The following is a 26381-nucleotide window of genomic DNA, read 5'->3' as shown; positions in this document are numbered from 1 at the left end:
CCTGAAGAAGGGGGAGGGACCTATCGTGCGTGCTGAGCTGCCGGGAAGCCCCTGTCGGCTCCTCCCCCTCCTTCAGGGGGAGGTTGGGTGGGGGTGTTATCCCGCTTAACTTGCGCTCTTCCCCGCATCCTGCGTCACCTTCACCAGCTCGGGAATGAAATCCCGAACCATAGGCTGGGGCAGAGTCTCGAAAGGCAATGGACGAACCACCCGCATCGCCGCGATTCCGACGCGCACCGTCATCAGCCCATTGACCACGCCTTCACCCAGCCGCGCCGACAGCTTTGCGGCCAGCCCCTGGCCGACCAGCTGCTCGACCACGCCGTCGGTCAGCACCAGACCGCCGGTGACGGCCAGATGGGCCAGTACGGCGCCAGCCAGCCGCCAAAAGCCGAAAAAGCCGGGGCGGGCACCGTAGAGCGCGGCAATAGCCCCGGCGAGGCGAATGCTTTCATAGATGACGAAAGCCACGTCGATCAGCGCCCGCGGCGATACCGCCGTGACCAGCGCCACGCGCCGCGCCGAGGCTGCCGTCAGCGCCTTCGCCCTTGCGTCGAGCGGCGCCATCAGGCTGCGCTCGGCCAGGGTGATCACCTCGGTGCCGTCGAACAGATGCTCGAGATTGTCCGAGAGCTGCGCGCGTGGTCGCGCCAATTCCGGGCGATGGGCATAGATGGCTTCCAGCTCCTCGGCGACCTTGCCAGCCAGCTTGCGGTCATTGCCGATGCTGGCTTCCTTCGCCTCAGCTTTGAGTGTATCGAGCACCCGCAGGCGCCGCAGCGCCAGCATTTCGCGCAGCACCAGCGCCAGAACCGCCACGAGGAAAGCGCCGAGCACGCCAAGGCCGACATAGCCCAGATATTGGTTGCTGGCGAAGAGGTCGCGGATCAGCCGGTCGGCGGCGAGGCCCAGCCCGGCCGAGACCAGAATGCCCCCGGTGGTCCAGGCCAGTCGGCCCCACCAGCTCATGCGCCGCGGCGGTGGCGTCACCAGTTCCGGATCAGCCTCCGGCTCAAACCTGGTTTCGACAATCTCGGCCCGGTCGGGCACGAAGGCGCGGGGCGCACGTGTCGGCTCGGGCGTATCGGTGCCGCTGCTGATGGTATGGGCTATGGAGCGCTTCATGCCATCCAGTCTCCGATGAGGTAGTCGAGGGCGCGGTCGAGCCTGATATGGGGCAGCACCACCTCTCCGGCGGCATTGCGCTCCAGCCGGGCAGGCGGCGCAAAGCGCAGGAAGTTGAGCGCCACCGGATTGCCATTCTCGAACAATGAATCCGGGCGCTCCGGCAAGTCACCGGGAAACAAGGCGATTTCGGTCTTGCCGTCATAGGTCGTGCCGTCCAGCGCCTCGCCCTTGAGCGGGGTGCCGATCAGCGTCGGCAACGTCTCGCCATTCTCGCGAATGGTGCCTTCGGCGGTGGCGCGAATGCCGGCCAGGGCGATGGACCGCGTCTGCGCCCCGGCAAAGCGGGCGCGGCCGGCGGCATTGGCAACCAGCCGGTTGAGGATCGCTTCCAGCCGGTCGTGGCTGGTGTGGTGCACGTGGTCGGCCTTGGTGGCGGCGAAGAGGATACGGTCGATCTGGCGGGTAAAGGGGCGCAGCAGCGGGTTGGTTTCGCCCTGGCGGAAGCAGGCCAGCACGGCTGTCAGCGCCGTTTCCAGATCGGCAACGGCGGCAGGCCCGGTATTCAGCGCCCGCAAAGTGTCCACCAGCACCACCTGCCGGTCCAGCCGGGCGAAATGGTCGCGGAAGAATGGCCGCACCACCTGCGCCTTATAGGCCTCGTAGCGGTGCTCCAGCATGGCATAAAGGCTATTTCGCCGTGCTGCTCCATCTGGCTTGGGCAGCGGAGCAAAGGTGAGCGCCGGCGAGCCTTCGAGATCGCCGGGAAGCAGGAACCGGCCGGGTGGCAGCGTGGAGAGCGCCCCATGCTCGCGGCTGCGCCTGAGATAGCTGGTGAACGCCGCAGCCAACCGCTCGGCATCGGGGTCGTTGGCGTCCTTGAGCACGTCGGTGCTGTCGAGTTCGCGCAGAAAGGCCTCGGCCTCCTCGGCATGGCCGGGTTTTCGCGCCCGGGCCAGCGCATCGGCGCTCCATTCGGCAAAGCTCAGCCCGAGCAGTGGCAGGTCGAGCAGCCATTCGCCGGGATAGTCGACAATATCGAGATTGAGCGTCGCGGGGCCGGTCATTCCCGCCCACCATTTGGCCGACTGGTATTTGAGCACGATGCGCAGCTGCGAAATCCTGCGCGTGCTTTCCGGCCAGGTCGGCGGATTTGCCGTCAGCGCCGCCATATGCTGCTCATAAGCGAAACGCGGAATGGTGGCGTCTGGATATTCGGCGAGCTTGGCGCCGATGAAGCGCCCATCGGCCAGCGGCGCGAAGCCGGGCAGGCGTCCCTGGGTCAGCAGATTATGCACCAGCGCGGTGATGAAAATGGTTTTTCCGGCGCGCGACAACCCGGTCACGCCCAGCCGCAGGGTCGGGGTCAGGACCCCGCTGGCGCTATCGGCAAGATTGGAGAGGGCAATGCCCAGTTCGTCGGTGATCGTGGTCGGCGGCTGCGGCAAGGCGTGTCCCCTGTTACCCCTGCAAGGTAGGGAGCGGGGACGGGTTTGGGAAGGGCTGGGGGTGTTGGGGCGGTACGCCAATGCTGGCCCCCGCCTAACCTCCCCCTGAAAAAGGGGGAGGAACAGATCGCGCTTGTCTCCACCTTCGTAAGCCACAGACGGGCTCCTCCCCCTTTTTCAGGGGGGAGGCGGGGTGGGGGTGTCGCCTTACTGTCCGATCTCGTCCAGCTTGTAGGGTGTCGTCTGGTAGATCTCGTTGATCCAGTTCTGGAACAGCAGATGCGCATGACTGCGCCAGCGGTTTTCCGGAACCGCCGATGTGTCGCCATTGGGGTAGAGATTGGCGGGTGGCGGCGTGTCCAGTCCGGCGGCGATGTCGCGCTCATATTCGTCGGCGAGCGAGCGATTGTCATATTCCAGATGGTTGAGGAAATAGACCGCCCGCCCATCCTTGCGCTCCAGCATGCAGAGCCCGAGTTCAGGATTGTCGATCAACACCTCAAGGTCGTCACCGATGCTGGCCCGCTCGATATCGTTATAGCGCGAGACCGGGATCATGGGGCTGTCGGACATGCCGCGCAGCCAGGGTGAACCGGGTTTCAGGATCTGGTGCCGGAATACGCCAAACGCCTTCTTGTCCATGCGATAGCGGCGCGCCTGGTGGAAATGGTGCAATGCGGCCTGTGCGCCCCAGCAGATGAACATGGTGTGGTGCACATTAGTGCGGGTCCACGCCATGATCTCGAGCATTTCCTTCCAGTACCGCACCTCTTCGAACGGGATATTGGCAATGGGCGCGCCGGTGACGATGAAGCCGTCGAACTTGCGCTCCTTCACCTCTTCCCAGGTCTGGTAGAAGCTGTTGAGATATTCTTCCGAGGTGTGCTTGGACTGGTGCTCGGTGATGCGCACGAGACTGAGATTGATCTGAAGCGGCGTGGCGCCGATCAGCCGTGTGAACTGGGTCTCGGTGCGCTCCTTGTTCGGCATCAGGTTGAGAAGGCCGAATTCGAGCGGACGGATATCCTGGCGCGCGGCGCGCGTGGAATCCATGACATAGACGCCCTCTTGTTCGAGCGTCTTGCGGGCAGGCAGATTATCGGGAATGCGAATGGGCATGGCAGCCTCTTAATTGGGTGCGACAGACAAGCGGTTCAAGCCGGCGCGTGCTCACCCTCAAGCGGGGGCACGCGCTAACGCATTCGCTTGCTGATCGCCGCTGCCACCAGGTCGATGAATTCGTCGCCGTCGCGCACCGTCGCCAGGTCCGATGCCTCGATCACATAGCCGAAATTGTCGGCCAGCGCCTGGTAGCGGGGCAGGCGGTCATGCAGCAGTGCCTCGAAGCCCCAGGTGCCGAACCCAGCGGGGTCGATGTCATTGTCGTCGTGAATGCCCTGGATCAGCTTGTACTCGGCCCATTTCTCCACCAGGAAATGCGGCCGATAATACATCGGTTTGGGCGATTTCTTAAAGCGCTTGACCAGCTCGGCGGCGTCCTTGTCGGTGCCGCGGATATAGAGCAGGGCGGTGTTCTCGGTCAGCGTCTTGACCACCGGGTCTTCCGGATTGTCGTGGTCGATGACTTCGATCAGCGACCCGCCGGTATCGGCGATGAAATTGTCATAGCCGTAGAGCTCTGCGGCACGATCAATGAAATAGGGCAGGTCGCAGAGGGCGGCGATTTCCGCCACGCTGTGCTGTTCCTGCCGGCGCTGATACTCGGCCAGCGGCAGGCCGCCGCGATTGGGATCGCCGGGCGTCCCGAGATAGGTCGACAGCGGGTCGAGATTGTCGAAGGTTATGTTGGACGAGATGTAGATCGAGTCCGTGCGCAAAAGCTGCGCCAGGAACGGCACCTTCATGGCCTCGCGCTTGAAATTGTCGACGATGAACTCGCCCATATAGCGCGTGCCGATGCGGTAATCGGCCGAATAATGGAACCAGTGCTGGTCGCGCAGCATGTTGCTGAGACGCGTCTTGCCGACCCCGGCCATGCCGAAAACGGTGATGGCCCGGCGCGGGGCATTGATGAACTCGTCTGGGGTGTTGAACAGCATGGCGCGCCTTCGGTCTTCGGCCCTCGCGTTTAGAGCAAAGGCCGCACGCCGACAAGCGTTTCACACCCGGCAGAATTTGCCACTCCACCCTGCCAGAATTGCCGCTCCGGCGAATTCTGCACGGCTCTATCATGGTAAAACAATCGTAAAATCAACGCATTGGCTTGTTGGCATCGCACTTGCATTTGCATGGGCAGAGTAGGCGCTTGTCCCGCCGATTGGGGAATTGGAGTTTTAGATGGGTATTTTTGGTGCTCTGCAAAGTGCGGTGTCCGGTCTCAAGGCGCAGTCGCATGCGATGGAGAATATCTCGGGCAACATCGCCAACTCGCAGACAATTGGCTACAAGCGCATCGATACCAGCTTCCTGGACCTGATCCCTGACGCGCCGGTGAAAAGCCAGGTCGCCGGTGCGGTGTCGGCCTACTCGGTGGCCACCAATACCCTGCGCGGCGATATCCAGAACGCCGAGACCGAGACCTATATGGCGCTCAACGGCTCCGGCTTCTTCGTGGTCGAGCCCGGCGATGGCAGCGGCGGTACCTATTACACTCGTCGTGGCGACTTCGACAGCGATCGCAATGGCTATCTGGTCAATGGCGCCGGCTATCGCCTCACCGGCCTTGCCATGAACAATGGCGTCGTTACCGGTTCGGTGGCCCAGCCGATCCAGATCGACAATTCCTTCCTGCCGGCCAAGCGCACCACCTCGGTCAATTATCAGCTCAACCTGCCGCTCCTGCCCAAGACCGCCTCCTACCAGGCCACGGCGCCGGGCAGCGAGCTGCTCAAGCCCTGGAATTTCGGCAGCGTGCTGGGCACGCCGAACTATCCCAAGGCCAGCGGCGCCGGCCTGCCTGCCAGTACCCCGGCCTATGCGATTGGCTCGCTGGTCAATGGCACGGCGCTCGCCAGCTCGCTGGTGCAGGACAATGATCGTCTCAACGTCACGATCAACGGCACCACCTACGGCATTCGGTTCAACACCGACAATGCCTCGACGCCCTCTGTGACCATCGCCAGCTCCAATACCGGCTATCCCGCCAATACTGCGGCGACAACTGTGCTCAATGTGCCGAGCGCCAATCTGGCGGCTCTGGCTGCGGCGGGCTTCACCTTCGGAGGCCAGGCAATTTCGCCGGCAGGCGCGACGGCGGCTGATCTCGAAGCTGCAGTCGCTGCTCACCCCGATGTGGCATCAGCCACTTATGACGCCGCCGCCGGTACGCTGACCGTTACCTACAATGCCGGCGACCGCGCCGCCGCTCCGACCACTGCCGTGGCCGGTGGCAATGGGCTTATCACCTTCGGTTCTTCCACGCCGGGTACCGTCGCCGGTATCGGCAAGACCACTGTTCTGAACATTTCCCCGCAGGAACTCGAAGTCCTGCACCAGAAGAACGATATCTCGGTCGGCAATCCGCCCGTCGCCGTCGATTTCGGCGCCCAGTCGGCCGATGCCGCGGGGCTTCTGGCCGCCTTCCAGGCATCCTTCCCCGGTGCCACCGTGGGCTATAACGCTGCCACTGGCCAGATGACCATTGCCCATCCGGTGCCAGCCGCCATTGAGGCCGCCGATGCCGCCACCACTGGTTCGGGCGAGGAAATCGTCGCCAATGGCACGATCAACACCATGCTCGCCGACATGCAGCAGAAGCTGCGCGACCTCAGCGGCGACAGCGAGCTGACCGTTGGCCTGAAGAATGGCCAGATCGCCGTGTCGCTGGCCCCCAACAGCACCAGCACGCTGGCCTTTTCCAGCGCCCGCGCCGGCACCATGTCCGGCGCTGTGCTCGGTCTCGACTCGGTGACCGACACGGCCACCGGCAGCAATGTCACCGCTGCCGTGGCGCCTGCCAGCATGATGGTCGAGCAGGGCGACTCCATCAGCTTCACCATTGGCGGCATCACCCGCACCTATCGCATGGACATCACCGGTTCGCTCACCGGCATGGCGCCGGGCGAGGTCAAGATCAACGCCGGTGGCACCGTGGCCGACATGCTCGCCGCGATCCAGGCCGATCTGCGCGCCAATGGCGGTGCCACCGCCTCGCTGATGACGCTCAATGCCAATGGCGGCACCATCGAGATGAACTTCAACGGCAATTACACGGCCGACGTTCGCGTCACCGGCACTGCCGCCAACAAGTTCAATATCAACGGCAATTACGATGCCGAGCCCGGCACGCTGAATACGGTGCTCGCCAGCGACAGCGACCGCTTCGTCTCTGAATCCATCTCCGGCGGCGGCATCACCGTCTATTCGCAGACCGGCGAGCCGATCAACCTGCAGATGCGCTGGGCCAAGCTCAGCAATGAAACCGGCAAGGAAAGCTGGGGCCTGTTCTACGCCTCGGATAGCCGCGCCGGCGCCACCACCGCCTGGACCAAGCTTGCAGACTACGCCTATGAGGGCGGTATCCTTGCGGGCATCACCCCCTATCCGGCAGTGGCCAGCAGCTCGGGCACCGAGAAGCTGACCATCAACAATCTGTCGGTCAACGGCACCATGTATGGCTCGATCGATATCGACCACGGCATGAAGGGCATGACCCAGTTTGCCGACAATAGCGGCGCGGCGACCACCACGACGCTGAAACAGAATGGCTATGGCGCGGGTGAGTTCATCTCTGTCGGTATCTCCGATGGCGGTCGCGTCGTCGCCTCCTACTCCAACGGCGAAACCCGCGAAGTCGCCCAGATCATCACCGCCAGCTTCTCCAACGCCAATGCGCTCAAGCGCGGCGATGGCGGTGCCTATACCGCAACCTCAGAATCCGGCGAAGCCATTATCGGCCAGAGCGGGGAGGGCATTGTGGGCTCGTCAACCGAAGCATCCAACACTGACATCTCGGAGGAATTCACCAAACTGATCGTCACTCAGCAGGCCTATTCGGCGAATACGCGCATCGTCAGCGCCGCCGACGACATGCTGAAGGAAGCCCTCAACATGATCCGTTGAGGCCACGATGATTTTGGGACGCTGCATCAGTTTCAATCGGCCTTACGGGCTGTCTGGCCGGATTTCGCCTTGCCTGGGCGGGGATTGGTGCAGCGTTTCCTTTTTCGTCCCGCTTCTGTCTAACGCCAAGAGGGTCTTGCAATGGGTCTGACGGTTGCCATCGGCAATGCCCTGTCCGGTCTCAAGGTCAGCCAGTCGGCACTTGAGGTCATCTCTCGCAATATTTCCAATGCGGGGACGCCGGGCTATCACAAGCAGACCATCAACGTCATCGAAGTCGGGCGCGGCGACAATTCCTATGTCCGCGCCGGCAAGGTCGAACGCTCCTTCGACTCCATTTTGCAGAACTACTACACCAAGCAGGTTCCCGAGACCGCCTTCTCCGCCACGCGGGGATCGTTCATGGATCGCCTGCAGACTGCCCTGGGCAAGCCTGGCAGTGCCGGTTCGCTCGACTCCGTCCTCGGCAAGCTTTCGGGGTCTCTCGACTCCCTGGCCACCAGCCCGGACAACTATGCGACCCGTGCCGAAGTGGTGGCGCAGGCCACCAACATGGCCAACACGCTCAATCGCCTGTCTCTGGAAGTGCAGAGCATGCGTCGGGAAACCGAGACCCGCATGGCGACTGCCGTCGACCAGGTCAATTCGATGCTGGGCTCGCTGCGCGACGTCAATATGATCCTGGCCGATTACGGCGTCGATCAGAACACTCGCAACAGCCTGCTCGATCAGCGCGACCGTATCGTCTCGGGGCTTTCCGAGATGATGGATCTGCGGGTCGACTACAATACCGATGGCACCGTCCGCGTTTCGACGCTTTCGGGCGCCTCCATGCTCGACGTCAAGCCGTCCAAGCTGGTGTTCGAACAGGCTGGCTCGCTCAATGCGGCTTCCCAGTTCAATGTCGACGACGCGCAGAGCAATGTCGGCAAGCTGGTTATCGAGACCCCCAACGGCACCCGCGTCGATCTGGTCAAGGACGGCGCCATCCGCTCGGGGACACTCGGCGCCCTGATCAATATGCGCGACACCGTGCTGCAGGACGCGCAGAAGCAGCTCGACGATATCGCCGGCGCCCTGGCGCAGGTGTTCTCGACCGTGCAGACCCCTGCCGCCGAGGCCACCGGCTCGCCCCAGGGCTATTCGGTCGATCTGGCCAAGCTGCAGGACGGCAATGATGTCGTCATGCGCTATCGCGACGCCAACGGCATCGAGCACAATGCCCGCATTGTGCGCGTCGACGATCCGTCCAAGCTGCCGCTCACCACCCCGGATAGCCTCGGTACCCAGGTCGTCGGCATCAATTTCGCCAATGGCGGGCCGATCGGCACGATCGACATGAACTACGTCGCCACCGTGCTCAATTCCTCGCTCAATCTGGGCCCGACCTTCAACGTCAATGCGGGCACTACGCTCGATATCCGCGCCAACAGCAATGCGCTGCCGCTATCGGCCACGTCCCGCTGGACCCCCAGCCAGGATCAGGCCGGCGACCTCGGCTTCAATCTCTTCGTGGACTCGGACGGTACCCCATTCACCAACAGCCTGTCCGGCAAAGGGCAACGCCTTGGCTTTGCCTCGCGGATCACCGTCAATCCAGACGTGATCACCGACAACAAGCTGCTGGTCAACTATGCCGCCGGCACCAGCGCGGGCGACAGCAAGCGCGTCGACTATCTGGTCGAGCAGTTCAATACGCTGCGCTTTGGCTCCAATTCGGCCGTGGCCGTGACCTCGGGCGGCTTCCGCCTTTCGGGTACGCTGTCCGACATGGTGTTCCAGACCATGGAATATCAGGGCAGCACCATCTCGACGGCTCTCTCCACCGCCGAGGCCAATAGCCAGACGCTTGACGCCATCACCTCGCGCATGGACGAAAAGTACGGTGTCGACATCAACGAGGAAGTCGCTCGCTTGATGGAACTGCAGAATGCCTATGCCGCCAATGCCCGCGTCGCCTCTGTCGTGCAGGAACTGCTCAACACGCTGATGCAAACCTTTAGCTGAGGACGCCGATCATGCTCGTCAATAAGTCCATGTACCCGGTGCAGGCAGGCTACAGCGTCATCTCCAAGATGCAGGATTCGCTGGGCAAGCTGCAGACGCAGCTCGGTAGCGGGCAAAAGGCGCAGACCCTGGCCGAAATGGGCAATGACCGCGCGGTGTCGCTGGCCACCCGCACGCGCGTCTCCAAGCTCGAATCCTTCAATGCCAATATCAATACGGTGAACCTGCGGCTGAATTTCCTCGACCAGGCCTTCACCGCCATCAATGGGTTGAAGTCCGAGGCCCGCACGGCGGCCTCGCCCACCAGCTTTGGCGAAAACAACCTGACCATGGTCAGCCTGCAGCAGAACTCTATCAATCGCCTGTCGCTGCTGCTCGAAACGCTGAACCTCAATGTTGCTGGTCGCTACCTCATGGGCGGCAACAAGACCGACGCTGCCCCCGTGGCAACTTATGACCGCATCATGAATGGTGACGGCAAATCCGACGGCTTCCTCACCGTTGCCGGTGAACGCAAGCTGGCGGACCAGGGGCCGGACAGCACCGACACGCTGGGTTCGCTCGGCCTGCCACGCAGTGAGATCTACGGCTATTGGGGCAATGACCTCGTGGTCAATTCGTCCGAGTTCGAGCGCTTCGGCTACAAGATCACCTCGATCTCGGGCAATACCAATTCCATGCAGACCTTTGGCCCGACCTCCGAGCCGCTGGCGCCGACCGTGCAGGTGAGCGTGCAGCCTAGCGTTGGCGACCAGATCAGCATGACTCTGACGCGCCGCGATGGCTCCACCCAGGCGTTCACCGCCGTTGCCGTCAACGGTCCTTCCGACCCCAATGCCACCCCGCCGCAATACAGCATTGGCGGCAATCTCGAGGAGACCGCCGGCAATCTGCAGAACCTGATGGGGCAGAAGCTTGGCACGCTCGAGAACTTCACCAAGTTCGTCACCTCCAATAGCGACGTGAAGATCATCGGCCATCAGGACGGCATGGAAAAGGTCGGCATCAAGATGCAGGCGCTGCCGGCAGCCGGCGAACGGCTGACCATCGGCGTCAAGGGGCCAGATGGCGTCACGCGCGACCTGGTGTTCGAAGCCGTCACCGGCCCGGCCGATCCGGCTGCCGATCCCGTCCAGTATGAGATCGGCGCCAACCGCAAGCAGGCGCTGGGCAATCTGCAATCGGCCATCGAGACGGCCATGGGCAAGCTCGAGGCGCCAGTAAAGACCGGACGCCTCAACGCCGAAGCCCTGGGGACTCCGCCGACGACCATCCGCCTGCAGGAAGAGATCCCGGCCACCGAGTTCGGCTATCGCCTGTCCTCGGCCTCGACCACCAGCAGCAAGGTCACCGTTTCGGCCGTGTCAGGCCCTTCGGCCAGTGTCTCGATCACTTTCAACGGCATTCCCCGCTCCGGCGAATCCATCACCGTCAACCTGACCCTGCCCGATGGCACGACCACGCCCATGTCGCTGCAGGCGGTTGATCGCGAGCCGCAGACCGGCCAGTTCCGCATCGGCGCCAATGCCGAAGAAACGGCCGCATCTTTCGAGGCCGCGCTCAAGCTCAAGCTCGACGATGTCAGCAAGACCACCCTGGTCGCCGCATCGACCTATGCGGCCGCCGATGATTTCTTCAGCGCCGATGGCGTACCGCGCCGCATCGACCTGTCCAACGGCATCGAAAATGCCAAGGGCTGGGCCCCCACCACCGGTTTCGACTCCCGCCCTACCATCAAGTGGTACAATGGCGAGATCGGCACCGCTGGCGACAATCCCCGCCTCTCCGCCACCGCGCAGGTCGATGACTCCACCAAGGTCGGCTATGGCGTCCGCGCCAATGAGAACGGCCTGCGCCAGATGGTCATGACCCTGGCGGCGATGAGCATCCAGGAATACGACCTCAGCGATACCACCTCGCAGGGCCGGTTCAGCGCCATGGTCGAGCGGCAGATCACCAATTTCTCCACCGACACGGCGACCAATGACAGTTCGGTCGAGCAGATCACCCTGCAGCTCGGCGTGGTACGCGCCACTGTGGGCACGGCGCAGGCGCGCAATGTGCAGTTCACGGGCCAGCTCGAAACCCTGCTGGGCGAGGTCGAGCAGGTGCGCATGGAAGAGACGGTGATGCAGTTGCTCGCCATCAAGACGCGGCTGGAGGCCAGTTTCCAGACCACCGCCACAGTCGCCGGCCTCAGCCTGGTCAACTACCTCAAATAGGCTCCTGAAGAGCCGCATGGGACGACGAAACGGGCGGGGCAGGGCATGCTCCGCCCGCTTCTCTTTGCGCCCGGCCGCCAATTGCCCCCCACAAGCAAAACCCCCGGAGAGCGATCCCCGGGGGTTTGGCAATTTCTGGTCTTGAAAGCCCGGCTCAGTCGCCGGTGCCGCGCAGTCCTGCAGCCAGCTGGCGATTGATGTTGATCAGCGTTGTCAGTTTGGCCTTGGCCGGCTCCATGTGCAGCTCGCGGGTCTCATTCATCACGAACAGGCCGAGATTGGCGATGTTCTGGCGGACCGGAGCGGGGAGCGGATTGTCTTCGCGGGTCACCGAGGTGAGGAAGATGTTCCAGATGCGGCGGTTGAACAGCAGCGCCTCGTTGAGGCTATCCTGCTTGGTCTCCCAGGCGTCGACGATCAGCTGGAAGTTGGCAGCGGCCCGCGACAGCAGATTGGCTTCGCGATCACGCGGGGATTCAGTCTTGCGGGCCGTTTGTTGATAGGCCTGCGCTCCCTGGTGGTACATTTGCAAGAAGGTCCTGTTCGTACTGGATAAGTTTGCGGGCTGCCTTCAATGCTTTATAAAGTGAACCGGTTAATATCTCGTTATTGATTGCGTTTACCAACGAGATCATGGACGGCGCGGCCGTAATTATCTCATTGATAAGCCTGAAATATTCGTCGCGGAGTCGCGCCGTGTCTTCCTCGAGATACATTAATTGCACCGCCAGGTAGATGCGCTTGGCCGGGGTGTCTGCCGTGGTGACGGTGAGGATGTCCTTCTCGCGCAGGATCGGGGCCTTGCCGTCGATGAACAGGCGTGTGCGCTGGTCCGAATTGGTGATGATGCACTGGCCGACCAGGAGGCGCTCGCCGGGCTTGAGTTCGACTTTGAGGGACATGGCTGGGTTCCTGTCGGGAGAGGTGGCCGGCGCGCCGCCGCGGGGCAGGGGAGACTCGTGGTGGCATAGTGTTACCACCCCTTGAAAAAAGAAGAAGGCGGGCTTGTGGCCCGCCTTCCGGATTTTGCGCGTTCGAAGCGATTAACGCAGGAGCTGCAGCACGGCCTGGTCCTGCTGCGACGCCATCGACAGTGCCGAGGACGACAGCTGCTGGCGGGTCTGCAGGGCGAGGAGGTTTGCGGCCTCTTCGTTGGTATCGGCCAGCGTCAGGTTGGCGGCGCCGGTTTCGAGCGTATTGATCATGTTCTTGGTGAACGACTGGCGGTTTTCGACAGACGACAGGTTGGAACCGAAGGCCGACGACTGCGAGCGGAGCTCGGTCAGGGCGGTCGACAGGTTGCTCAGGAAGGCGTCGATCTTTTCGTCGGTGTCCAGATCCTCGGCGGTCAGGCTTTCAACGCTCAGGTTCGAGGCGTTGATGGCGCGGATATTGCCATCCTTGTCCTTGGCCTGGATGTCGATCGAGGAGGTGCCGCTCTCGTTGAAGGTGATCTTCAGCTTGTCGCCGCGCAGCAGGTTGATACCGTTGAACGAGGCGTCGTCGGAGAGCTTGTCGAGCTGGTCACGCAGTTCGTTGAACTGCTTGGACAGGTTGGCGCGAACCGAGTTGCCATCGACCTTGGTGGTGTTCACGGCATTGTTGCCGTCCTTGTCCACGCCGACGTCGAGGGACTGGGTCGAGAGGTTCTCGATGCGCAGCTTGCCGTTGTCGTTCGAGGCACGGACCTTGGTGCCGTGATCGCGGTTGATCAGTTCGACGAACTTGTCGACGGTCTTGGTGGAGTTCAGCTGGCTCTTCTCGGCAACGCCGGTCTTGACGCCATCGGTACCGAACAGGGCCACCGAGTCGTCGCCGGAGATGGCGATGGTCTTGGCTTCGGCCGTCTTGGCGACGATCGAGAACTTGCCATCGTCGCCGAACTTGGCTTCGACGCCGGTGATACCGGCCTGGGCCAGGGTGGTGTTGACGGCGGCAACCGTCTTGTCCTGCCATTCCTTGACTTCGACGATGTTCGAGGTCGAGCCGATACCACCCTTCACGGCGCCGATCGAAATGTCGGCGGTCTTGCCGTCATAGGAGACGGTGAAGTTGTTGGTGGCGGCTTCAACGGCCTCGACAGAAGCGCCCTGAACCGGAGGCGTGCTGGTCTGGCCGATGACTGCAGCCGTGTCGGCTACGCCATTGGTGGTGTTCACTGCGCCCGTGATACCGGCGGGCGAGGCCACGACGCCGTTGGTGGATGCTTCGGAAGAAGCGGCGAGGCCGAAGTCGGTCGAACCGCTATCGATGGTCAACGTGAAGTTGGTGCCCGACGCGCTGGTGATGGAAAGGCCACCATTCGTGCCGGTTACGGTGAAGCCGTTGGCGTTGAGCGCCGTCATCAGGTCGGCGGCAGTCTCACCGTTTGCGATGGTGTGAGTCGCGGTATTCGTGCCGTCGGTGATGGTGAATTCCGTACCGGCATAGGCAGAGAGGTCAGTTGTACCGGTGGACAGGTCAACCGAACCGCCCGACGTGGTCATCGATGCAGGCGACATGGCAACTGCTGCCTTGGTGGACGTTACGCCCGGAGCAGTTGTGCCATTGGTCTTGGCTTCGAGGGTGACCTCGAGGGTCGTGTTGTCGACCGTGACATTGTAGGCGGCATTGATATTGGCGTCGCCTTCGATCGCCGATTTGATCTGAGCACCGGTCATGCCTGCGGTGAGGCTGACCGCGCCGGTAGCGCCGGCAATGTTCAGGTCCTGAGCCGAAGTCAGCTTCTGCGTACCGGCGTCGTTGTAGCTGGTCAGCGTGAAGGTGGTTTCAGCGGCAGACCCAGCTACTGCGCCGGAATTGGTCGGCACACCGGTCACGGTCGGTGCGGCGCCGCCCCAGGCAGTGCTGGTGAGCTTAATGTCCTTGGTGGTGGCATCGGCGGTGACGGTGTAACCGCCGGCGGCAGCGCCGTCCTGCAGGTTCTTGACGAAGGAGTCGAAGGTCGAGCCGGTGGCAATGGTCTGGCCGCCGACGCTCACATTCGAGGTGATCGCCGAGTAGTTGAAGCTGGTTTCGCCCTTAGTGGCTGCAACCGAGCCAGCGCCGAACTCGACTTCAGCAGCTTCTGCGGTGGGATCGACGGTTTCGATGATCACCTTGCCACTGTTCGCGCCCGTACCGGCCGTCACAGTGAACTTGTTCAGAGTGGAGGGGTCGTTCTGCAGAGCGGCGCGGATGTTGTTGGCAACGCTATCGGCGGTCAGCGGAGCGCCGACAGAGGGTTCCGAGAGGGTGACTTCGACGCCAGCAACGGAAATCTTGTCATTGTTGGTGAAGCCGCCCATGCCGGAAATGACGGAGCGAGCGCCCGAACCCTGTTCGCCGCCGGCGGTCGACACCGGGCCGAGGAAGCTGGTGGCAGCGGTCGAAACAGCGGCCTTGGTGCCTTCCTGGGTGGCGCTGGCCAGGTCAACCTTGACGTTGAGGTCGCCGAACTGGCCACCGCTGAGGTTGATCACCGAATTGTCGCCAACTTCGAAGGACTTGGTCTGGAAAGACTTGTCCTGACGGGCCTGGCGCAGGGTCGACTGCATGGATTCCAGGTTCTTGGTCAGGGCGGTGAGGCCGTTATTCGCGGCTTCGATGACCTTGATACCCGAGGCCATGGAGTCGAGAAGGTTGCTCATGTCGGCAGCGCGGCTGTTGAGCGCGGAAGCCGTGAAGAAGTTGGACGGGTTGTCGAGAGCCGAGTTTACCTTGTTGCCAGTGGCGAGGCGGCTCTGCGTCTTGTTCATCATCTCTGCAGTGTTCTGCAGGCTCATGAGGTTAGAGCGAACGGCCTTGCTGAGCGTAACGTCGGACATAATTACTTCCTTCTGGACCCTTGTGGTGCTGGTGCCTCAGTTCTTGAGGTTGGCTCGACTATGAACCGGAGTCGGTAAAAAACTCTTAATTTTCCGAGATGTTTACGTTTTTGGTAAGGGTCTGATTTACCACGGAATTTCCCGGTTTCCGGGGCTTTCAGATACCTCTGCTCGCCGCCGTGGTCATTAATGGGCGTGGTTGGAAAGCCTCGGTTAACTGCGGTGATTAGGCATGGCAGGGCGCTGCTGCCGGAAGGACAGATAAGCGTCCGGTATTGCTTGGCGCGAGACTGTATTGAGCTCCCTGTGCAGCCCAGCTGCTTCCCTCATGCGCGCACGCAGCCCCGACACGCCCTGGGCAAAGTCTAACCAAAGGCACGGAGGGGCCTCTTGCTGCAGGGCTATCGCAGAAGGCCAATTGGCCCCGGGCTCTCATCCCCCCACCCAACCCTCCCCCCAGGGGAAGGGAGATGGGCCGGTGCTTTTGACTGACTCTTGCCTACAACTCGATGCGGCTCCTCCCCCTTCTTCAGGGGGAGGCTGGGAGGGGGTGTGCAGCACGTTCCAACCCATATGCAATAGCCCTGCCTTGAGGGGGAGGGTCGCGGTGGGCGATGGTGCAGTGATCCATCGATGCGCCCCGGTCAGCCCCGATGAGACGCTCATCCGCGTCTCTGGCCACTTGGCTTGCGCCGCCGCGAGCACCCGGTTCGTCCCTCAGTGAAGCTCCCGAATTTCCCGCCGCTTACCACCTGAAAACCCATATTTCCCAAGGGTTTCCGAGATAGATACAATTTGAATTAATTTGCGATTTTTCGTGAAAAGAGGCCGCAGGACTTGGAGCCTAAACCTGATCTCGCCGGCAAGAAACGCCGGGAAAAATTCAGGAACAGGAAGTCCACAAATGAGCGTCTCTCTCTCTGCAAATACCCGTGCTGGCCTCACCGTTCTGCGCAATGTCGCTGATCAGATGTCGACGACGCAGAACCGCCTGGTCACCGGCAAGGCCGTGAACAGCCCGCTGGACAACGTGTCGAAGTTCTTCACCGCCTCCTCGATGGACTCTCGTGCCGCTTCGATCGATGCGCTCATGGACAATATCAATTCCGCCAAGAGCTCGATGAAGGCCGCCAGTGAAGGCATCAAGGGTATTCAGGGTCTGATCAAGGAGGCTCGCTCGCTCACCAGCCAGGCGTTGACCTCTTCGGCCACCACCGGCCAGGTCACGGGTTCGACCAACCTGACCAACGGCACCACCTTCGCCTCCATGGGCTTTGAAGCAGCCGATACGGTCACTGTCAGCGATGGCACCACCACCGCGACTTTCACCACCGCGGCAGGTACCGATGTCGAAGACTTCATCACTGCGGTGAACGGCACTGCCAATCTCAACGTCAAGGCAAGCCTCGACGACAGCGGCAAGCTTAAGCTCGAAAACGTCAAGGGCGGCAATGTGGTTATCGGCGGCGCTGCCGATGCCGACGAACTCGGCGCCCTGGGTGTCGCCGCAGGCACCACCACCGGTACTGCCAACGCCACCCGTACCTCGCTGGCCAAGCAGTTCGACGCCCTCCGCTCGGAAATCGACCGGATCGCCAAGGATGCCGGCATCAACGGCACCAACCTCTTGGCTGGTGACAAGATCAAGCTGGCTCTGAATGAGAATGGATCGTCCTCGACCACAATCGAAGGTACCGCTGTGAGCGCCTCATCCCTCAATATCGAAGAAGCCGCCGACAGCTGGCAGAGCGATACCGCTGTCAATGACGCCCTGAGCTCGCTTATCGACGCAGCCGACTCGCTGCAGGCCACCGCCGCCTCATTCTCCTCGAACAAGTCGATCATCGATGCCCGTGCCGACTTCAATGCTTCGCTGTCCGACATTCTCAAGGCCGGTTCGTCCGACCTGACCGCCGCCGACATGGACCAGGAAGCCGCCAATCTGATGGCTCTCCAGACCCGTCAGCAGATGGCCACCACCTCGCTCTCCATCATGCGCTCGGCTGAAACCACCGCCCTGAGCCTGCTGCGCTAAGCACGCAGCGCAACCAAACGGAGAGGCCCGCCAGTTTGGCGGGCCTTTTGCGTTTTGGTTTTTGTTGTTGCGGAACCAAGGGCAATGCGGCGTCGCCCTAAATGGTTTTGTCGGTCAGCTGGAAAGAGCCTTCGGGAGGTGTCCAGTCGCGGTGAAGACGGCGGGCGATTTCCAGTTTGGAGAGACCTTGATTGCGATCTTCCATCGCCAGCAAGGTGGTTTCGAACAGCGTTTCGCTCTCGGCGTCGCTCGATTCGGCCGGCGCGGCTGACGATGAGGCCGGTGGCGCTTCGGCATCGATATCGGCCGCTGTCGCATCTGGTATCGGCCGGCGTTTGAAGTCACGTTCGCGGCGAGGCAGATTGGGCGACCAATAGCCGCTTCGTTTCGCACGCAGCATAGGCTCGATGCCTGGGCTCATTGTCCTGTCCTTCGGCGGGACTCCGCCGAGGTCAGGCTATGGTGCCGATGCTACGCCACTCTTGCTCTCGTTCTTACAACTTTCATAATTCGTTCATAATGCGGTTAACTTCTCTTTCACCACATCGATTTCACATGGCGCGATTGACCGCGATGCCACGGGCCGAAGCCGTCTTGGGCATGCCCACATAGCCGGTCTGGTTGTAGGTCTTGGTGCGATCCTGCTGCCCCACCGCCTCGGCGACATCGGTCAGCAGGTTCTCCGCCAGCGTCTTGGCAGTGGCGATTATGCGAAGGTTTTCAGCCATTTGGGTGGCCAGACTCTCATGGCAGTGCTGCAATCGGGCCAAGGCCTCGGGCGCTTCAGCGGCCAGCCGCTGGTTTTGCCGCTGCACGGCGCGGGCGAGGACCACATAATCCTGGGCCAGCTGGGTCTTGTTGGCGGTCAGCTCACCCGCCTGCTTGTAACGCCCGGCACGAAGCAGCATGGTTTCTTCGTTCATGACATTCACCAGCGTGGTGAGCGTAGTCTCCGCCTCCGCACACAAAGTCAAGGCAGGCATGGAATCGAGGGCTGCAATGCGTTTTGCGGCTGCGGACATTAGCGATACGCTCCGTTTACTGGGATATTATTTGTCTGGCTGGCTTCCTGAACGGAAAGCATCTGCGACAGGATTTGATCGGCAATGCCGATGCCGCCGTTCTGCGCCATGGAATTGGCGAACTGCTCGGCCTGCATGCCCCGCCAGGTCTCCTCACCGAAGCCGCCGCCGAAATTCTTGTCGGGCTTGATGCCGGCAAACATTTCCTTGGTCAGCATGGTCAGAAAAACGCCTTCAAATTCCTCGGCTTGCTGGCGCATGCGCAATGTCTGGGCGGAGGAAAGGCCGGTCGCGGCATTGATGGAATTCATGTCAGAGCACCTCGATTTCGGCCTGCAGCGCGCCGGTCGCCTTGATCGCCTGAAGAATAGCGATCAGGTCGCGCGGCGAGATACCCAGCGCGTTAAGCCCGTCGACCAATTGTTGCAGTGTCACCGTTTCCGGCACAACCTGCAGGGCGGTATCTGTCTGCAGCACATCAAGATTCGTATTGGGATCGACATTGGTCTGCCCCAGGCTCAGCGGATTGGGCTGCACCGTCTGCGGGTTTTCCGCGATGGTCACGGTCAGGTTGGACTGCGCCACCGCCACGCTCGACACCCGAACGTCCTTGCCCATGACGATGATGCCGGAATTCTCGTCGATGACGATCTTGGCGCTCTGGTCGGTCTGGACGATCAGCTGTTCGATATCGGTCAGCAGGTCGACAATATTGCCGTTGAAATTGTGGGGCAGGGTCAGGCGGACGGTGTTCGGATTCTCCGGGACTGCGGTGGGTACGCCGATGAAATCATTGACGGCCAGGGCAATCCGGCGGGCCGTGGTCAGGTCGGGATTGCGCAGCGACAGGCGCAGCGAATGCTGCGCGCCGAGGCTGAACTCGATCTCGCGCTCGATCAGGGCGCCGGAGGAAATGCGGCCGGTCGTGGGCACGCCCGAGATGACGGTGGCGGCATCGCCCTGCGCCTTGAAGCCGTTGATCAGCACCGGGCCCTGGGCGATGGCATAGACTTCGCCATCGGCGCCGAGCAGCGGGGTCACCAGCAGGGTGCCGCCCTGGAGGCTATCGGCATCGCCCAGCGCCGCGACGCTGACGTCCATGCGCGAGCCCTGGGTGGCAAAGGGCGGCAGGTTTGCCGTCACCATCACCGCCGCGACATTGGCAGTGCGGACATTTTCGCCTTGGGTGTTGACGCCCAGTCGTTCGAGCATGGATTGCAGCGACTGCTTGGTGAAGGGCGAATTGTTGAGGCTGTCACCCGTGCCGTTGAGGCCGACCACAAGGCCGTAGCCCACTAGTTGGTTCTCGCGGATGCCCTCCATGTCGACGATGTCCTTGATCCGCGCCGGGGCTGCGGCCGTGGTGACGGGCGGCAGTGCCAGAGTGGCGCTGAGCACCAGGGCAAGGCAGATTCTGAACAGGCGGTTTGGCATGGACGTCCTCGAGCGATGGCCCCGGGGATATGATGGGGCCTTCGCTCATAGCGATGCCAGAAGCGTGCCACTCTTCGAGATGGTTGTTATCTACATGAAAAGAAAAGGAAAAATCTGGAAGCCTCGTATCTGCTCCATGCCGCTTGACTGTCGGTAAGCAATTCTTGCCGGGTGCATTAAGGCTCTGTTAACCCTCGTGGGCAGATTTTGCCGTGAGGTTCAGCCAGAGGGTGAGTCTGCTTCGTGCGTATTGATACCACCATTCGTTCGACCGGGATTTCCGGGCGTGCTGCCGCCGGCAAGGCCGGCTCGGCGCCAGCCTTCGTGCCTGCGGGAATGGGTGGGGCGGCGCGGGCTTCGGCGGCGACGCCCGCAATGCCGATGGCTGGACTTGATGCCATCCTGGCGCTGCAGACCGTTGGCGACTTCCGCGAAAGCAGGCGCCGCTCGGTCAAGCGCGGCGCGTCAATGCTGGATGCTCTCGAATCCATCAAGGCCGACCTGCTGGTGGGCAATGTTTCCGCCGACCGTCTCGACGCCCTGGTGGGGCAATTGGCCAGCATGCGCGAGCGTAGTGAGCCGGACCTGGATGCCGTGATCGATGACATCGAATTGCGCGTTCGGGTGGAGCTCGCCAAGTTCGGACGCTTCCCGCCCTTGTAGTCTTGCAATAGTCAAGACGGCTCGCTTCATCAAATTGTTGCTACTCCCGCGCTATGCACCTGTTGCAAGCGGCGTTTTCTGCGTTAACGAGCGGCGTTCTGCGTGCTTGCCCCAGAAGAGCGAGGCGCATATATAGGCCGCCAAGGGCGCATTGGAGTTGAGTCTGCTAATGTCTTCGGTTGAACTGACAGAATATCGGCCCACTGACGACGAGCCGTTCATGAACCCGCGCCAACGCGAATACTTCCGGGGCAAGTTGTTGTCCTGGAAGGACGAAATTCTTCGCGAAAGCCGTGAGACCCTCGAAAACCTCCAGGAAGAAAGCCAGAACCATCCGGACATGGCCGACCGGGCCAGCTCGGAAAGCGACCGCTCCCTGGAACTGCGCACCCGCGACCGTCAGCGTAAGCTGATTTCCAAGATCGACGCGGCCTTGAAGCGTATCGACGATGGCACTTATGGCTATTGCGAGGAAACCGGCGATCCCATCGGCATTGCCCGGCTCGACGCCCGCCCGATCGCGACGCTGAGCCTGGAAGCCCAGGAGCTGCATGAGCGTCGCGAAAAGGTCTATCGCGACGAGTGACCGGCGCATCCCGGCCAATTGGAAAAGCCCGCAGCGATGCGGGCTTTTTGTTTGATCGGTATTACTTGCCGCCGGAGCGTTCGATATTGCGGTCGTAGATTTCCTGGATTTCGGGGGTCATGATCTCATCGAAGGCTTCGGCCTCATAGACGGGGCGGATATCGATGTCGCTGTCGGTGAACATGGGATTGGGGCAGCGCTTGACCCATTCGACCGCCTCGTCCATGTCGCGCACCTGCCAGATCCAGTAGCCGGCCACCAGCTCCTTGGTTTCGGCGAAGGGTCCATCGATGACGGTGCGATTGGCGCCACTGAAGCGCACGCGCTTTGCGCTGGCACTGGGACGCAGGCCATCGCCACCCAGCATGATGCCGGCATTGATCAGCTGCTCGTTATATTTGGTCATGGCTTCGAGCAGTTCGGTGGTCGGCATGCGACCCTCTTCGCTGTCCTGGGTGGCCTTTACGAAAACGACGACGCGCATTGATGTTCTCCTCATGCGGCGTGGGCGAAATTGCCCATCTGGCCAACCGACGATCCAGGCGGCAGGCGTTCGACAAATTTGCCTGCGATATTATGCGACCTTCGAAAAACAGAAAGGGCGGAGCCCTGCGGCCCCGCCTCCTTGTCTCGTTTGCCAGCCGGGATCAGAAGCCGAACACGGTGGTGATGCCGGTCTGGTTGTCGCCGTTCTGCATGCACTGGGCATTGGTCGCCTGGCCGAACTGGAAGAGACCGCAGGTATTGTTGTTGCCGTTCTGGCTGATGGTGCCGTTATGGCCATTGCCGTCCTGGACGATCAGGCCATGATTGTTGCTGCCGTTCTGGTTGAAGCCGGCCGAATTGCCATTGCCATTCTGGTAGGCATTGGCGCCGGTCGTCGACATGCCCTTGACCAGCGAGAACATCTTGAGGCCCATGCCCAGTGCCTGGGCCTGTTCCGGATCACTGGGGGTGAAGCCGATGGAGATCTGGCCTGCGGCCATGGCGGGGGCGGAGCCGACGCCGATCAGAGCGGCAGTGGCGAGGGCGGCGATGATCTTGGTGAAGCGAGTGGTCATTTTGGTCTCTCCGAAGTTGAATTTGCGTTCCCTGGGTGCTGGTCTTTCCAGCTCATGAAACGACATTAGAGCCTGACAACTGAACCGGTTCGGAGCGGCGCATTCAGATTTCGTTCACTTGGAAAATTAAGGTTTTGGCGGTTGAGGATAGGCCCGCTCGCAACGGAAAAAGCCCCGGCGGGCCGGGGCTGAGTGGGGAGGTCGAGAAAGGAAGAGGCAGGCGCGGTTAGGTGCGGGCGGTAAATTGCTGGGAGCAATCGAGTTGCTTGCCATTGGCGGTGACCGAAAAATCGACATCGATCTTGGAGCCGGCATTGACCATGACTCGGCCGAGTGAGACGGCGGCGTCAGGTGCGGCCGAGAAGGCGCCGCCCTGGCTGACATTGGTCGAACCGCCGCCGCCTGAACTCTTGAGCGCGAAGCGATATTCGCCGTTGAGCGCGGTGGGGCTCTGCAACACGCCCTCAACGGCCAGCATGCCGTGTTCGGTCTTGGTGCTGACGCCGCAGGCGATATCGGTGCCGGCGGCATTGGCGCTGGCACCGGCGCCCAGCGCTGCAAGGCTGATGGCGAGGGCCGCCATGGCGCCGATGGTGATGGGGGTCTGGATCATTTCATCCTCCTGGGAGTGAGCGGAGGGGCCGGCTCTGGTGCCGGCCCCGTTCGGAGCGGAGGTTACGGGCAGGCCTGCACGAAGGCGGTCACATTGCCCGAGCCCTGCTGCACCACATTGGCGTTGCAGCCATTGCCGACCTGTACACCGGCGGCGATATTGCCGTTGCCGTCCTGGGTGATCATGGCGTTGTGGTTGTTGCCGAACTGGCCGACGCCACCCTGGTTGTTCCAGCCGTTCTGCCAGACATCGCCATAGTTGTGGTTGCCCTGCTGGCCGATGGCCGAAACGTTGTTGCCGCCGAACTGCTGGCTCACGCCCTTGTTGTTCCAGCCAGTCTGCTTGACACCGAACTTGTTGTTCCAGCCGGCCTGGCCGCCGCCGACCTGATTGCCGATGCCGAACTGGTCGACGAAGATGTCGTTGGACATTGCGGGGGCGGCCGAAGCGGCGATGACGGTGGCGGCCAGGGCGGTGATGATGAACTTGCGGATCATTTTAGGCGTCTCCTTGTTGGGTTGCGGTCCCTCCGACCGCGTCGTTGATGGAGACTGTTTTACGGGTGTGATTTGGAACGGCTGCTGAAGTGGCGATTCATAATCCGTTCAGAAATGAAAAAAGGCGGAGTTTGAATCCGCCTTTTTAGTTATATCTTTGATTTTAAAGGATTATGATCCGTAGCGCCGCTTGAGATGGGCCTTGAAATGGTCGGCGTTGAGCGGTTCACCGGTGGCGCGGGTGATCAGATCGGGCGTCGAATAGCGCGATGCCTGGCTCCACACCTTGTCGGCGCGCCACTGATTGATGGCGGTGAAATCGCCCTGGCGCATCTGGGCACCCATATCCGGGATATCCTTGGCCATAGCCGAACCCAGCTGGGCCGCGATCATGGCGCCCAGCGTGTAGCTGGGGAAATAGCCGAAGGCGCCGCCCGGCCAGTGCACGTCCTGCATGGGGCCATCCTTGGGATCATTGATAGTCGAGATGCCTAGATATTCGGTCATCTTGGCGTCCCAGGCCTCGGGGATCTGGCTGGCTTCGAGCTTGCCGGCGATCAGGTCCTGCTCCAGCTCGTAGCGCAGGATGATGTGGAGCGGATAGGTGATCTCGTCAGCGTCGACGCGGATATAGCCGCGTTCGACGAAGTTTACCTCGCTCAGTATATCGGGAATGTCCCAGCCGGGGATGGCGGTTTCGCCGAGATGCTGGTGCACCAGCGGCAGCATGAACTCCCAGAAATCGGCGCTGCGGGCGATCTGCATTTCCACGAATAAGCTCTGGCTTTCATGCATGCCCATGCCGCGCGCCTCGCCAAGCGGCCAGTGCGACCAGTCCTTGGGCAGGCCCTGCTCATAAAGAGCGTGGCCGGTCTCGTGCAGCACGCCCATCAGCGAGGTGAGGAACTCGTCGGTACGATAACGTGTGGTCATGCGCACATCTGTCGGCACGCCGCCACAGAAGGGGTGGTGCGACACCGCCAGCGAGCCATGGGTGAAGTCGAAGCCGGTCGCGCGCATGGCAGCGAGTCCCAGTTCGCGCTGCTTTTCGATCGGATAGGGGGCATTGAGGTTTTTACGCGGGCGCTGGGCCAGGCGCTGTTCCTGCACGGCCAGGGCGGTGGGCAAAAAGTCCTTCAGGAAGCCCTTGAGGTCGGCAAACACGCCGTCGATCTCAGCCGTGCGATTACCCGGGTCGTATTGATCCATCAGCGCGTCATAGGGGGCGAGGCCGGTGGCGTCGGCGCGCAGCGCTGCCTCCTCGCGCACCAATGCGACCACGCCTTCCAGCGCCGGCAGGAAGCTGTCCCAATCGCCCTTGGCCCTCAGGTCGCGCCAGAGTTGCTCGGAGCGCATGGTGGCGGCGGTGCGGCGCTGCACGAATTCGGTGGGCAGGCAGGTGGCGTTGACATAGTTGCGCTCGAATTCGCCCAACGCCAGGGTCTGGTCGGTGTCGAGAGCCTCGGCCTTGGCGGCTTCGATCCAGTCGGCGATTTCGGGAGCGGTGGCCTGGGCATGATACATGCCTGCCAGTTGCGACATGGCCTCGGCGCGCTTATCGCCGCCGCCCACTGCCATATGCGTCGCCTCGTCGGCCCCGAGTATGGAGAGGGCATGTTCGAGCGCTTCCAGCCGGTGGCCGAGTTCGTCGAGTTTGGCAAAGGACATGGAAAGGCTCCTGACTATCGAGCCCGATCTCTCCCACAGCCCCGCCGGGGGATCAAGGCTGGCGGTCCGGCTTGTCCTTGGAGCTGGTGCTTTTTTCGTCGGAAAGCGCCAGATGGAACGCTACGGCCAGCGATATCCCGAAGCCGATGCCGATCGCGATATTGTCGAATACCAGCATTCCCAGCCCTGCACCGATGGCGACGCCCAGACCAAGGGCCAGTCCCAAGTTCTTCTGCATGTTGTTTCCTCCTGAAGTTGATCAATCCCCTGAGGAGGCTGCGGTTCCCCAAAACGGGGAAGGCGCAGCTGGGGGAGCTGCGCCTTGGGGAGGGCCCATAATGCTTCTGCCGGGCCGGTCGGTCCATCCTGGACCGACGGGGATTGCGGCGGCGCCCATGGGGGGGATGGTGCCACCGGATTGGGGGTCAGAACGGCAGGATGGCGTCGAGAACCTGCTGACCGTAGCGCGGCTGCTGCACATCGGTGATCTGTCCGCGGCCGCCATAGGAGATGCGTGCCTCGGCGATCTTGGTGGAGGGGATCGTGTTGTTGGCCTGGATATCGGAGGGGCGAACGATGCCAGCGACGATGAGGTCGCGGACCTCGAAGTTCACCCGCACTTCCTGGCGGCCTTCGATGACCAGATTGCCATTGGGCAGCACCTGGGTCACCACGGCGGCGACAGAGGTCTCCAGCGCTTCAGAGCGGTTGACCGAGCCATTGCCGGTATCCTTGACGCCCGACGTGAGGTCGATGGCGGCCTTGGGGTCGAAGCTGCCGCCGCCAATGCCGTCCACTGCAGCGCCGAACAGCCCGCCCATGCCGGCCGAATTGGTCGAGTTGCGACTGCGCTGAGTCTGGTTGTTGATCTTGGCGCTGTCGTCGATGGTGACCACCACGGTCAGGATGTCACCGATGCGGTGGGCGCGCTCGTCCTTGAAGAAGCCCCGGGCCGAAGTGCGGTAGAGCGAATTGGCCTGGTAGGTATCGGCCATCGGCTCGGGCATCGGCATGCGCACAGGCTGGTAGCCGGCCATGGCGGTGGGATCCTGGATCGTGGTCAGAACCGGGGCCTGACCGACATTGGCGAGGCGGTCCATGGTGTTGCAGGCGCCAAGCGATGCGGCCAGGGTCAGGATGGTGGCGATCTTGAGAATGTTCATTGCAATAGG

The 26381-nt window shown here is 62.0% G+C and carries 24 protein-coding genes; 6 read left to right on the top strand and 18 right to left on the bottom strand.

The features are described from left to right. Nucleotides 1-105 precede the first annotated feature (105 nt). The 4 genes from BGO80_RS02950 to BGO80_RS02935 all read right to left on the bottom strand — a co-directional run bounded on the left by BGO80_RS02950 (nt 106) and on the right by BGO80_RS02935 (nt 4633). Complete coding sequence (locus tag BGO80_RS02950; RefSeq protein WP_286718958.1) at nt 106-1125, bottom strand: YcjF family protein; 1020 nt, start codon at nt 1123-1125, stop codon at nt 106-108. After that, nucleotides 1122-2573, bottom strand: coding sequence for a YcjX family GTP-binding protein (locus BGO80_RS02945; RefSeq protein ID WP_286718956.1), 1452 nt, complete (start codon nt 2571-2573; stop codon nt 1122-1124). The genes BGO80_RS02950 and BGO80_RS02945 overlap by 4 nt, the downstream gene beginning before the upstream one ends. A gap of 207 nt (nt 2574-2780) precedes the next feature. Next, nucleotides 2781-3692 (bottom strand): homoserine O-succinyltransferase, encoded by a 912-nt coding sequence (locus BGO80_RS02940; protein ID WP_286718955.1) that lies wholly within the window; start codon nt 3690-3692, stop codon nt 2781-2783. A 74-nt stretch (nt 3693-3766) separates the two neighbouring features. After that, nucleotides 3767-4633: an ATPase gene (locus BGO80_RS02935; RefSeq protein ID WP_286718953.1), complete on the bottom strand. Its 867-nt coding sequence runs from the start codon at nt 4631-4633 to the stop codon at nt 3767-3769. Between the two features lie 238 nt (nt 4634-4871). On the opposite strand from BGO80_RS02935, the gene BGO80_RS02930 reads away from it, so the two are divergent. The 3 genes from BGO80_RS02930 (at nt 4872) to BGO80_RS02920 (ending at nt 11824) form a co-directional block, all read left to right on the top strand. Next, nucleotides 4872-7595, top strand: coding sequence for a flagellar hook-basal body complex protein (locus BGO80_RS02930; protein ID WP_286718952.1), 2724 nt, complete (start codon nt 4872-4874; stop codon nt 7593-7595). 141 nt (nt 7596-7736) lie between these two features. Then, nucleotides 7737-9602: a flagellar hook-associated protein FlgK gene (gene flgK / locus BGO80_RS02925; protein ID WP_286718951.1), complete on the top strand. Its 1866-nt coding sequence runs from the start codon at nt 7737-7739 to the stop codon at nt 9600-9602. Nucleotides 9603-9613: 11 nt separating this feature from the next. Then, nucleotides 9614-11824: a hypothetical protein gene (locus BGO80_RS02920; RefSeq protein ID WP_286718949.1), complete on the top strand. Its 2211-nt coding sequence runs from the start codon at nt 9614-9616 to the stop codon at nt 11822-11824. A 154-nt stretch (nt 11825-11978) separates the two neighbouring features. On the opposite strand, the gene flaF is transcribed toward BGO80_RS02920, so the two are convergent. The 3 genes from flaF to BGO80_RS02905 form a co-directional block, all read right to left on the bottom strand. Further along, complete coding sequence (gene flaF, locus BGO80_RS02915; RefSeq protein ID WP_126152062.1) at nt 11979-12350, bottom strand: flagellar biosynthesis regulator FlaF; 372 nt, start codon at nt 12348-12350, stop codon at nt 11979-11981. Then, a complete protein-coding gene (gene flbT / locus BGO80_RS02910; protein ID WP_286718948.1) occupies nt 12301-12726 on the bottom strand; it encodes a flagellar biosynthesis repressor FlbT in 426 nt (141 codons plus the stop codon). The genes flaF and flbT overlap by 50 nt, the downstream gene beginning before the upstream one ends. Nucleotides 12727-12867: 141 nt before the next feature. Next, a complete protein-coding gene (locus tag BGO80_RS02905; RefSeq protein ID WP_286718946.1) occupies nt 12868-15630 on the bottom strand; it encodes a flagellin N-terminal helical domain-containing protein in 2763 nt (920 codons plus the stop codon). Between the two features lie 904 nt (nt 15631-16534). Between BGO80_RS02905 and BGO80_RS02900 the strand changes: the two genes are divergently transcribed. Continuing rightward, nucleotides 16535-17665 carry a flagellin N-terminal helical domain-containing protein gene (locus BGO80_RS02900; protein WP_286718945.1) on the top strand — a complete coding sequence of 377 codons (1131 nt, stop codon included), beginning with the start codon at nt 16535-16537 and terminating at the stop codon, nt 17663-17665. 97 nt (nt 17666-17762) lie between these two features. On the opposite strand, the gene BGO80_RS02895 is transcribed toward BGO80_RS02900, so the two are convergent. From BGO80_RS02895 to BGO80_RS02880, 4 genes are all read right to left on the bottom strand, one after another. After that, nucleotides 17763-18086 carry a hypothetical protein gene (locus BGO80_RS02895; RefSeq protein ID WP_126151948.1) on the bottom strand — a complete coding sequence of 108 codons (324 nt, stop codon included), beginning with the start codon at nt 18084-18086 and terminating at the stop codon, nt 17763-17765. A gap of 130 nt (nt 18087-18216) precedes the next feature. After that, on the bottom strand, nt 18217-18588 hold the full coding sequence (locus BGO80_RS02890; RefSeq protein ID WP_126151949.1) for a hypothetical protein: 372 nt from the start codon (nt 18586-18588) through the stop codon (nt 18217-18219). A 98-nt stretch (nt 18589-18686) separates the two neighbouring features. After that, the gene (locus BGO80_RS02885; protein WP_126151950.1) at nt 18687-18998 is read right to left on the bottom strand and encodes a rod-binding protein; all 312 of its coding nucleotides are present in this window, start codon (nt 18996-18998) and stop codon (nt 18687-18689) included. Nucleotide 18999: 1 nt separating this feature from the next. Further along, a complete protein-coding gene (locus tag BGO80_RS02880) occupies nt 19000-20121 on the bottom strand; it encodes a flagellar basal body P-ring protein FlgI (protein ID WP_286718941.1) in 1122 nt (373 codons plus the stop codon). A gap of 243 nt (nt 20122-20364) precedes the next feature. Here BGO80_RS02880 and BGO80_RS02875 point away from each other — a divergent pair, with 243 nt between their 5' ends. Together BGO80_RS02875 and dksA are read left to right on the top strand one after the other, a co-directional pair. Further along, the gene (locus tag BGO80_RS02875; protein ID WP_286718940.1) at nt 20365-20784 is read left to right on the top strand and encodes a flagellar assembly protein FliX; all 420 of its coding nucleotides are present in this window, start codon (nt 20365-20367) and stop codon (nt 20782-20784) included. 169 nt (nt 20785-20953) lie between these two features. Then, nucleotides 20954-21370 carry an RNA polymerase-binding protein DksA gene (dksA, locus tag BGO80_RS02870; RefSeq protein WP_126151953.1) on the top strand — a complete coding sequence of 139 codons (417 nt, stop codon included), beginning with the start codon at nt 20954-20956 and terminating at the stop codon, nt 21368-21370. A 61-nt stretch (nt 21371-21431) separates the two neighbouring features. Here dksA and BGO80_RS02865 read toward each other — a convergent pair whose 3' ends face one another. From BGO80_RS02865 to flgH, 7 genes are all read right to left on the bottom strand, one after another. After that, nucleotides 21432-21854 carry a YciI family protein gene (locus tag BGO80_RS02865; protein ID WP_286718937.1) on the bottom strand — a complete coding sequence of 141 codons (423 nt, stop codon included), beginning with the start codon at nt 21852-21854 and terminating at the stop codon, nt 21432-21434. A gap of 163 nt (nt 21855-22017) precedes the next feature. After that, nucleotides 22018-22431 carry a curlin gene (locus BGO80_RS02860; protein WP_286718936.1) on the bottom strand — a complete coding sequence of 138 codons (414 nt, stop codon included), beginning with the start codon at nt 22429-22431 and terminating at the stop codon, nt 22018-22020. A gap of 226 nt (nt 22432-22657) precedes the next feature. Then, the gene (gene csgH, locus BGO80_RS02855) at nt 22658-23044 is read right to left on the bottom strand and encodes a curli-like amyloid fiber formation chaperone CsgH (protein WP_286718935.1); all 387 of its coding nucleotides are present in this window, start codon (nt 23042-23044) and stop codon (nt 22658-22660) included. A 62-nt stretch (nt 23045-23106) separates the two neighbouring features. Then, entirely contained in the window at nt 23107-23541 is a 435-nt protein-coding gene (locus BGO80_RS02850) for a curlin (RefSeq protein ID WP_286718933.1), read from the bottom strand. A gap of 171 nt (nt 23542-23712) precedes the next feature. Beyond that, entirely contained in the window at nt 23713-25209 is a 1497-nt protein-coding gene (locus BGO80_RS02845) for a carboxypeptidase M32 (protein WP_286718931.1), read from the bottom strand. Nucleotides 25210-25261: 52 nt separating this feature from the next. Beyond that, the gene (locus BGO80_RS02840; protein ID WP_286718928.1) at nt 25262-25447 is read right to left on the bottom strand and encodes a hypothetical protein; all 186 of its coding nucleotides are present in this window, start codon (nt 25445-25447) and stop codon (nt 25262-25264) included. A 187-nt stretch (nt 25448-25634) separates the two neighbouring features. Continuing rightward, entirely contained in the window at nt 25635-26372 is a 738-nt protein-coding gene (flgH, locus tag BGO80_RS02835) for a flagellar basal body L-ring protein FlgH (RefSeq protein ID WP_286718927.1), read from the bottom strand. Nucleotides 26373-26381 lie beyond the last annotated feature (9 nt).

This window comes from Devosia sp. 63-57, assembly GCF_001899045.1.
Taxonomy (GTDB): domain Bacteria; phylum Pseudomonadota; class Alphaproteobacteria; order Rhizobiales; family Devosiaceae; genus Devosia; species Devosia equisanguinis.
This window is presented reverse-complemented; position numbering and strand designations above follow the sequence as displayed.

What these genes read in the sequence shown, in the direction of transcription:
- BGO80_RS02940 (WP_286718955.1), bottom strand. Translation starts at nt 3,692, where the DNA reads ATGCCCATTCGCATTCCCGATAATCTGCCTGCCCGCAAGACGCTCGAA.
- flgH (WP_286718927.1), bottom strand. Translation starts at nt 26,372, where the DNA reads ATGAACATTCTCAAGATCGCCACCATCCTGACCCTGGCCGCATCGCTT.
- BGO80_RS02840 (WP_286718928.1), bottom strand. Translation starts at nt 25,447, where the DNA reads ATGCAGAAGAACTTGGGACTGGCCCTTGGTCTGGGCGTCGCCATCGGT.
- BGO80_RS02950 (WP_286718958.1), bottom strand. Translation starts at nt 1,125, where the DNA reads ATGAAGCGCTCCATAGCCCATACCATCAGCAGCGGCACCGATACGCCC.
- BGO80_RS02845 (WP_286718931.1), bottom strand. Translation starts at nt 25,209, where the DNA reads ATGTCCTTTGCCAAACTCGACGAACTCGGCCACCGGCTGGAAGCGCTC.
- csgH (WP_286718935.1), bottom strand. Translation starts at nt 23,044, where the DNA reads ATGATCCAGACCCCCATCACCATCGGCGCCATGGCGGCCCTCGCCATC.
- BGO80_RS02890 (WP_126151949.1), bottom strand. Translation starts at nt 18,588, where the DNA reads ATGAACGAAGAAACCATGCTGCTTCGTGCCGGGCGTTACAAGCAGGCG.
- BGO80_RS02850 (WP_286718933.1), bottom strand. Translation starts at nt 23,541, where the DNA reads ATGATCCGCAAGTTCATCATCACCGCCCTGGCCGCCACCGTCATCGCC.
- BGO80_RS02895 (WP_126151948.1), bottom strand. Translation starts at nt 18,086, where the DNA reads ATGAGCCCAGGCATCGAGCCTATGCTGCGTGCGAAACGAAGCGGCTAT.
- flaF (WP_126152062.1), bottom strand. Translation starts at nt 12,350, where the DNA reads ATGTACCACCAGGGAGCGCAGGCCTATCAACAAACGGCCCGCAAGACT.
- BGO80_RS02880 (WP_286718941.1), bottom strand. Translation starts at nt 20,121, where the DNA reads ATGCCAAACCGCCTGTTCAGAATCTGCCTTGCCCTGGTGCTCAGCGCC.
- BGO80_RS02905 (WP_286718946.1), bottom strand. Translation starts at nt 15,630, where the DNA reads ATGTCCGACGTTACGCTCAGCAAGGCCGTTCGCTCTAACCTCATGAGC.
- BGO80_RS02930 (WP_286718952.1), top strand. Translation starts at nt 4,872, where the DNA reads ATGGGTATTTTTGGTGCTCTGCAAAGTGCGGTGTCCGGTCTCAAGGCG.
- flbT (WP_286718948.1), bottom strand. Translation starts at nt 12,726, where the DNA reads ATGTCCCTCAAAGTCGAACTCAAGCCCGGCGAGCGCCTCCTGGTCGGC.
- dksA (WP_126151953.1), top strand. Translation starts at nt 20,954, where the DNA reads ATGTCTTCGGTTGAACTGACAGAATATCGGCCCACTGACGACGAGCCG.
- BGO80_RS02865 (WP_286718937.1), bottom strand. Translation starts at nt 21,854, where the DNA reads ATGCGCGTCGTCGTTTTCGTAAAGGCCACCCAGGACAGCGAAGAGGGT.
- BGO80_RS02920 (WP_286718949.1), top strand. Translation starts at nt 9,614, where the DNA reads ATGCTCGTCAATAAGTCCATGTACCCGGTGCAGGCAGGCTACAGCGTC.
- BGO80_RS02935 (WP_286718953.1), bottom strand. Translation starts at nt 4,633, where the DNA reads ATGCTGTTCAACACCCCAGACGAGTTCATCAATGCCCCGCGCCGGGCC.
- BGO80_RS02900 (WP_286718945.1), top strand. Translation starts at nt 16,535, where the DNA reads ATGAGCGTCTCTCTCTCTGCAAATACCCGTGCTGGCCTCACCGTTCTG.
- BGO80_RS02885 (WP_126151950.1), bottom strand. Translation starts at nt 18,998, where the DNA reads ATGAATTCCATCAATGCCGCGACCGGCCTTTCCTCCGCCCAGACATTG.
- BGO80_RS02860 (WP_286718936.1), bottom strand. Translation starts at nt 22,431, where the DNA reads ATGACCACTCGCTTCACCAAGATCATCGCCGCCCTCGCCACTGCCGCT.
- flgK (WP_286718951.1), top strand. Translation starts at nt 7,737, where the DNA reads ATGGGTCTGACGGTTGCCATCGGCAATGCCCTGTCCGGTCTCAAGGTC.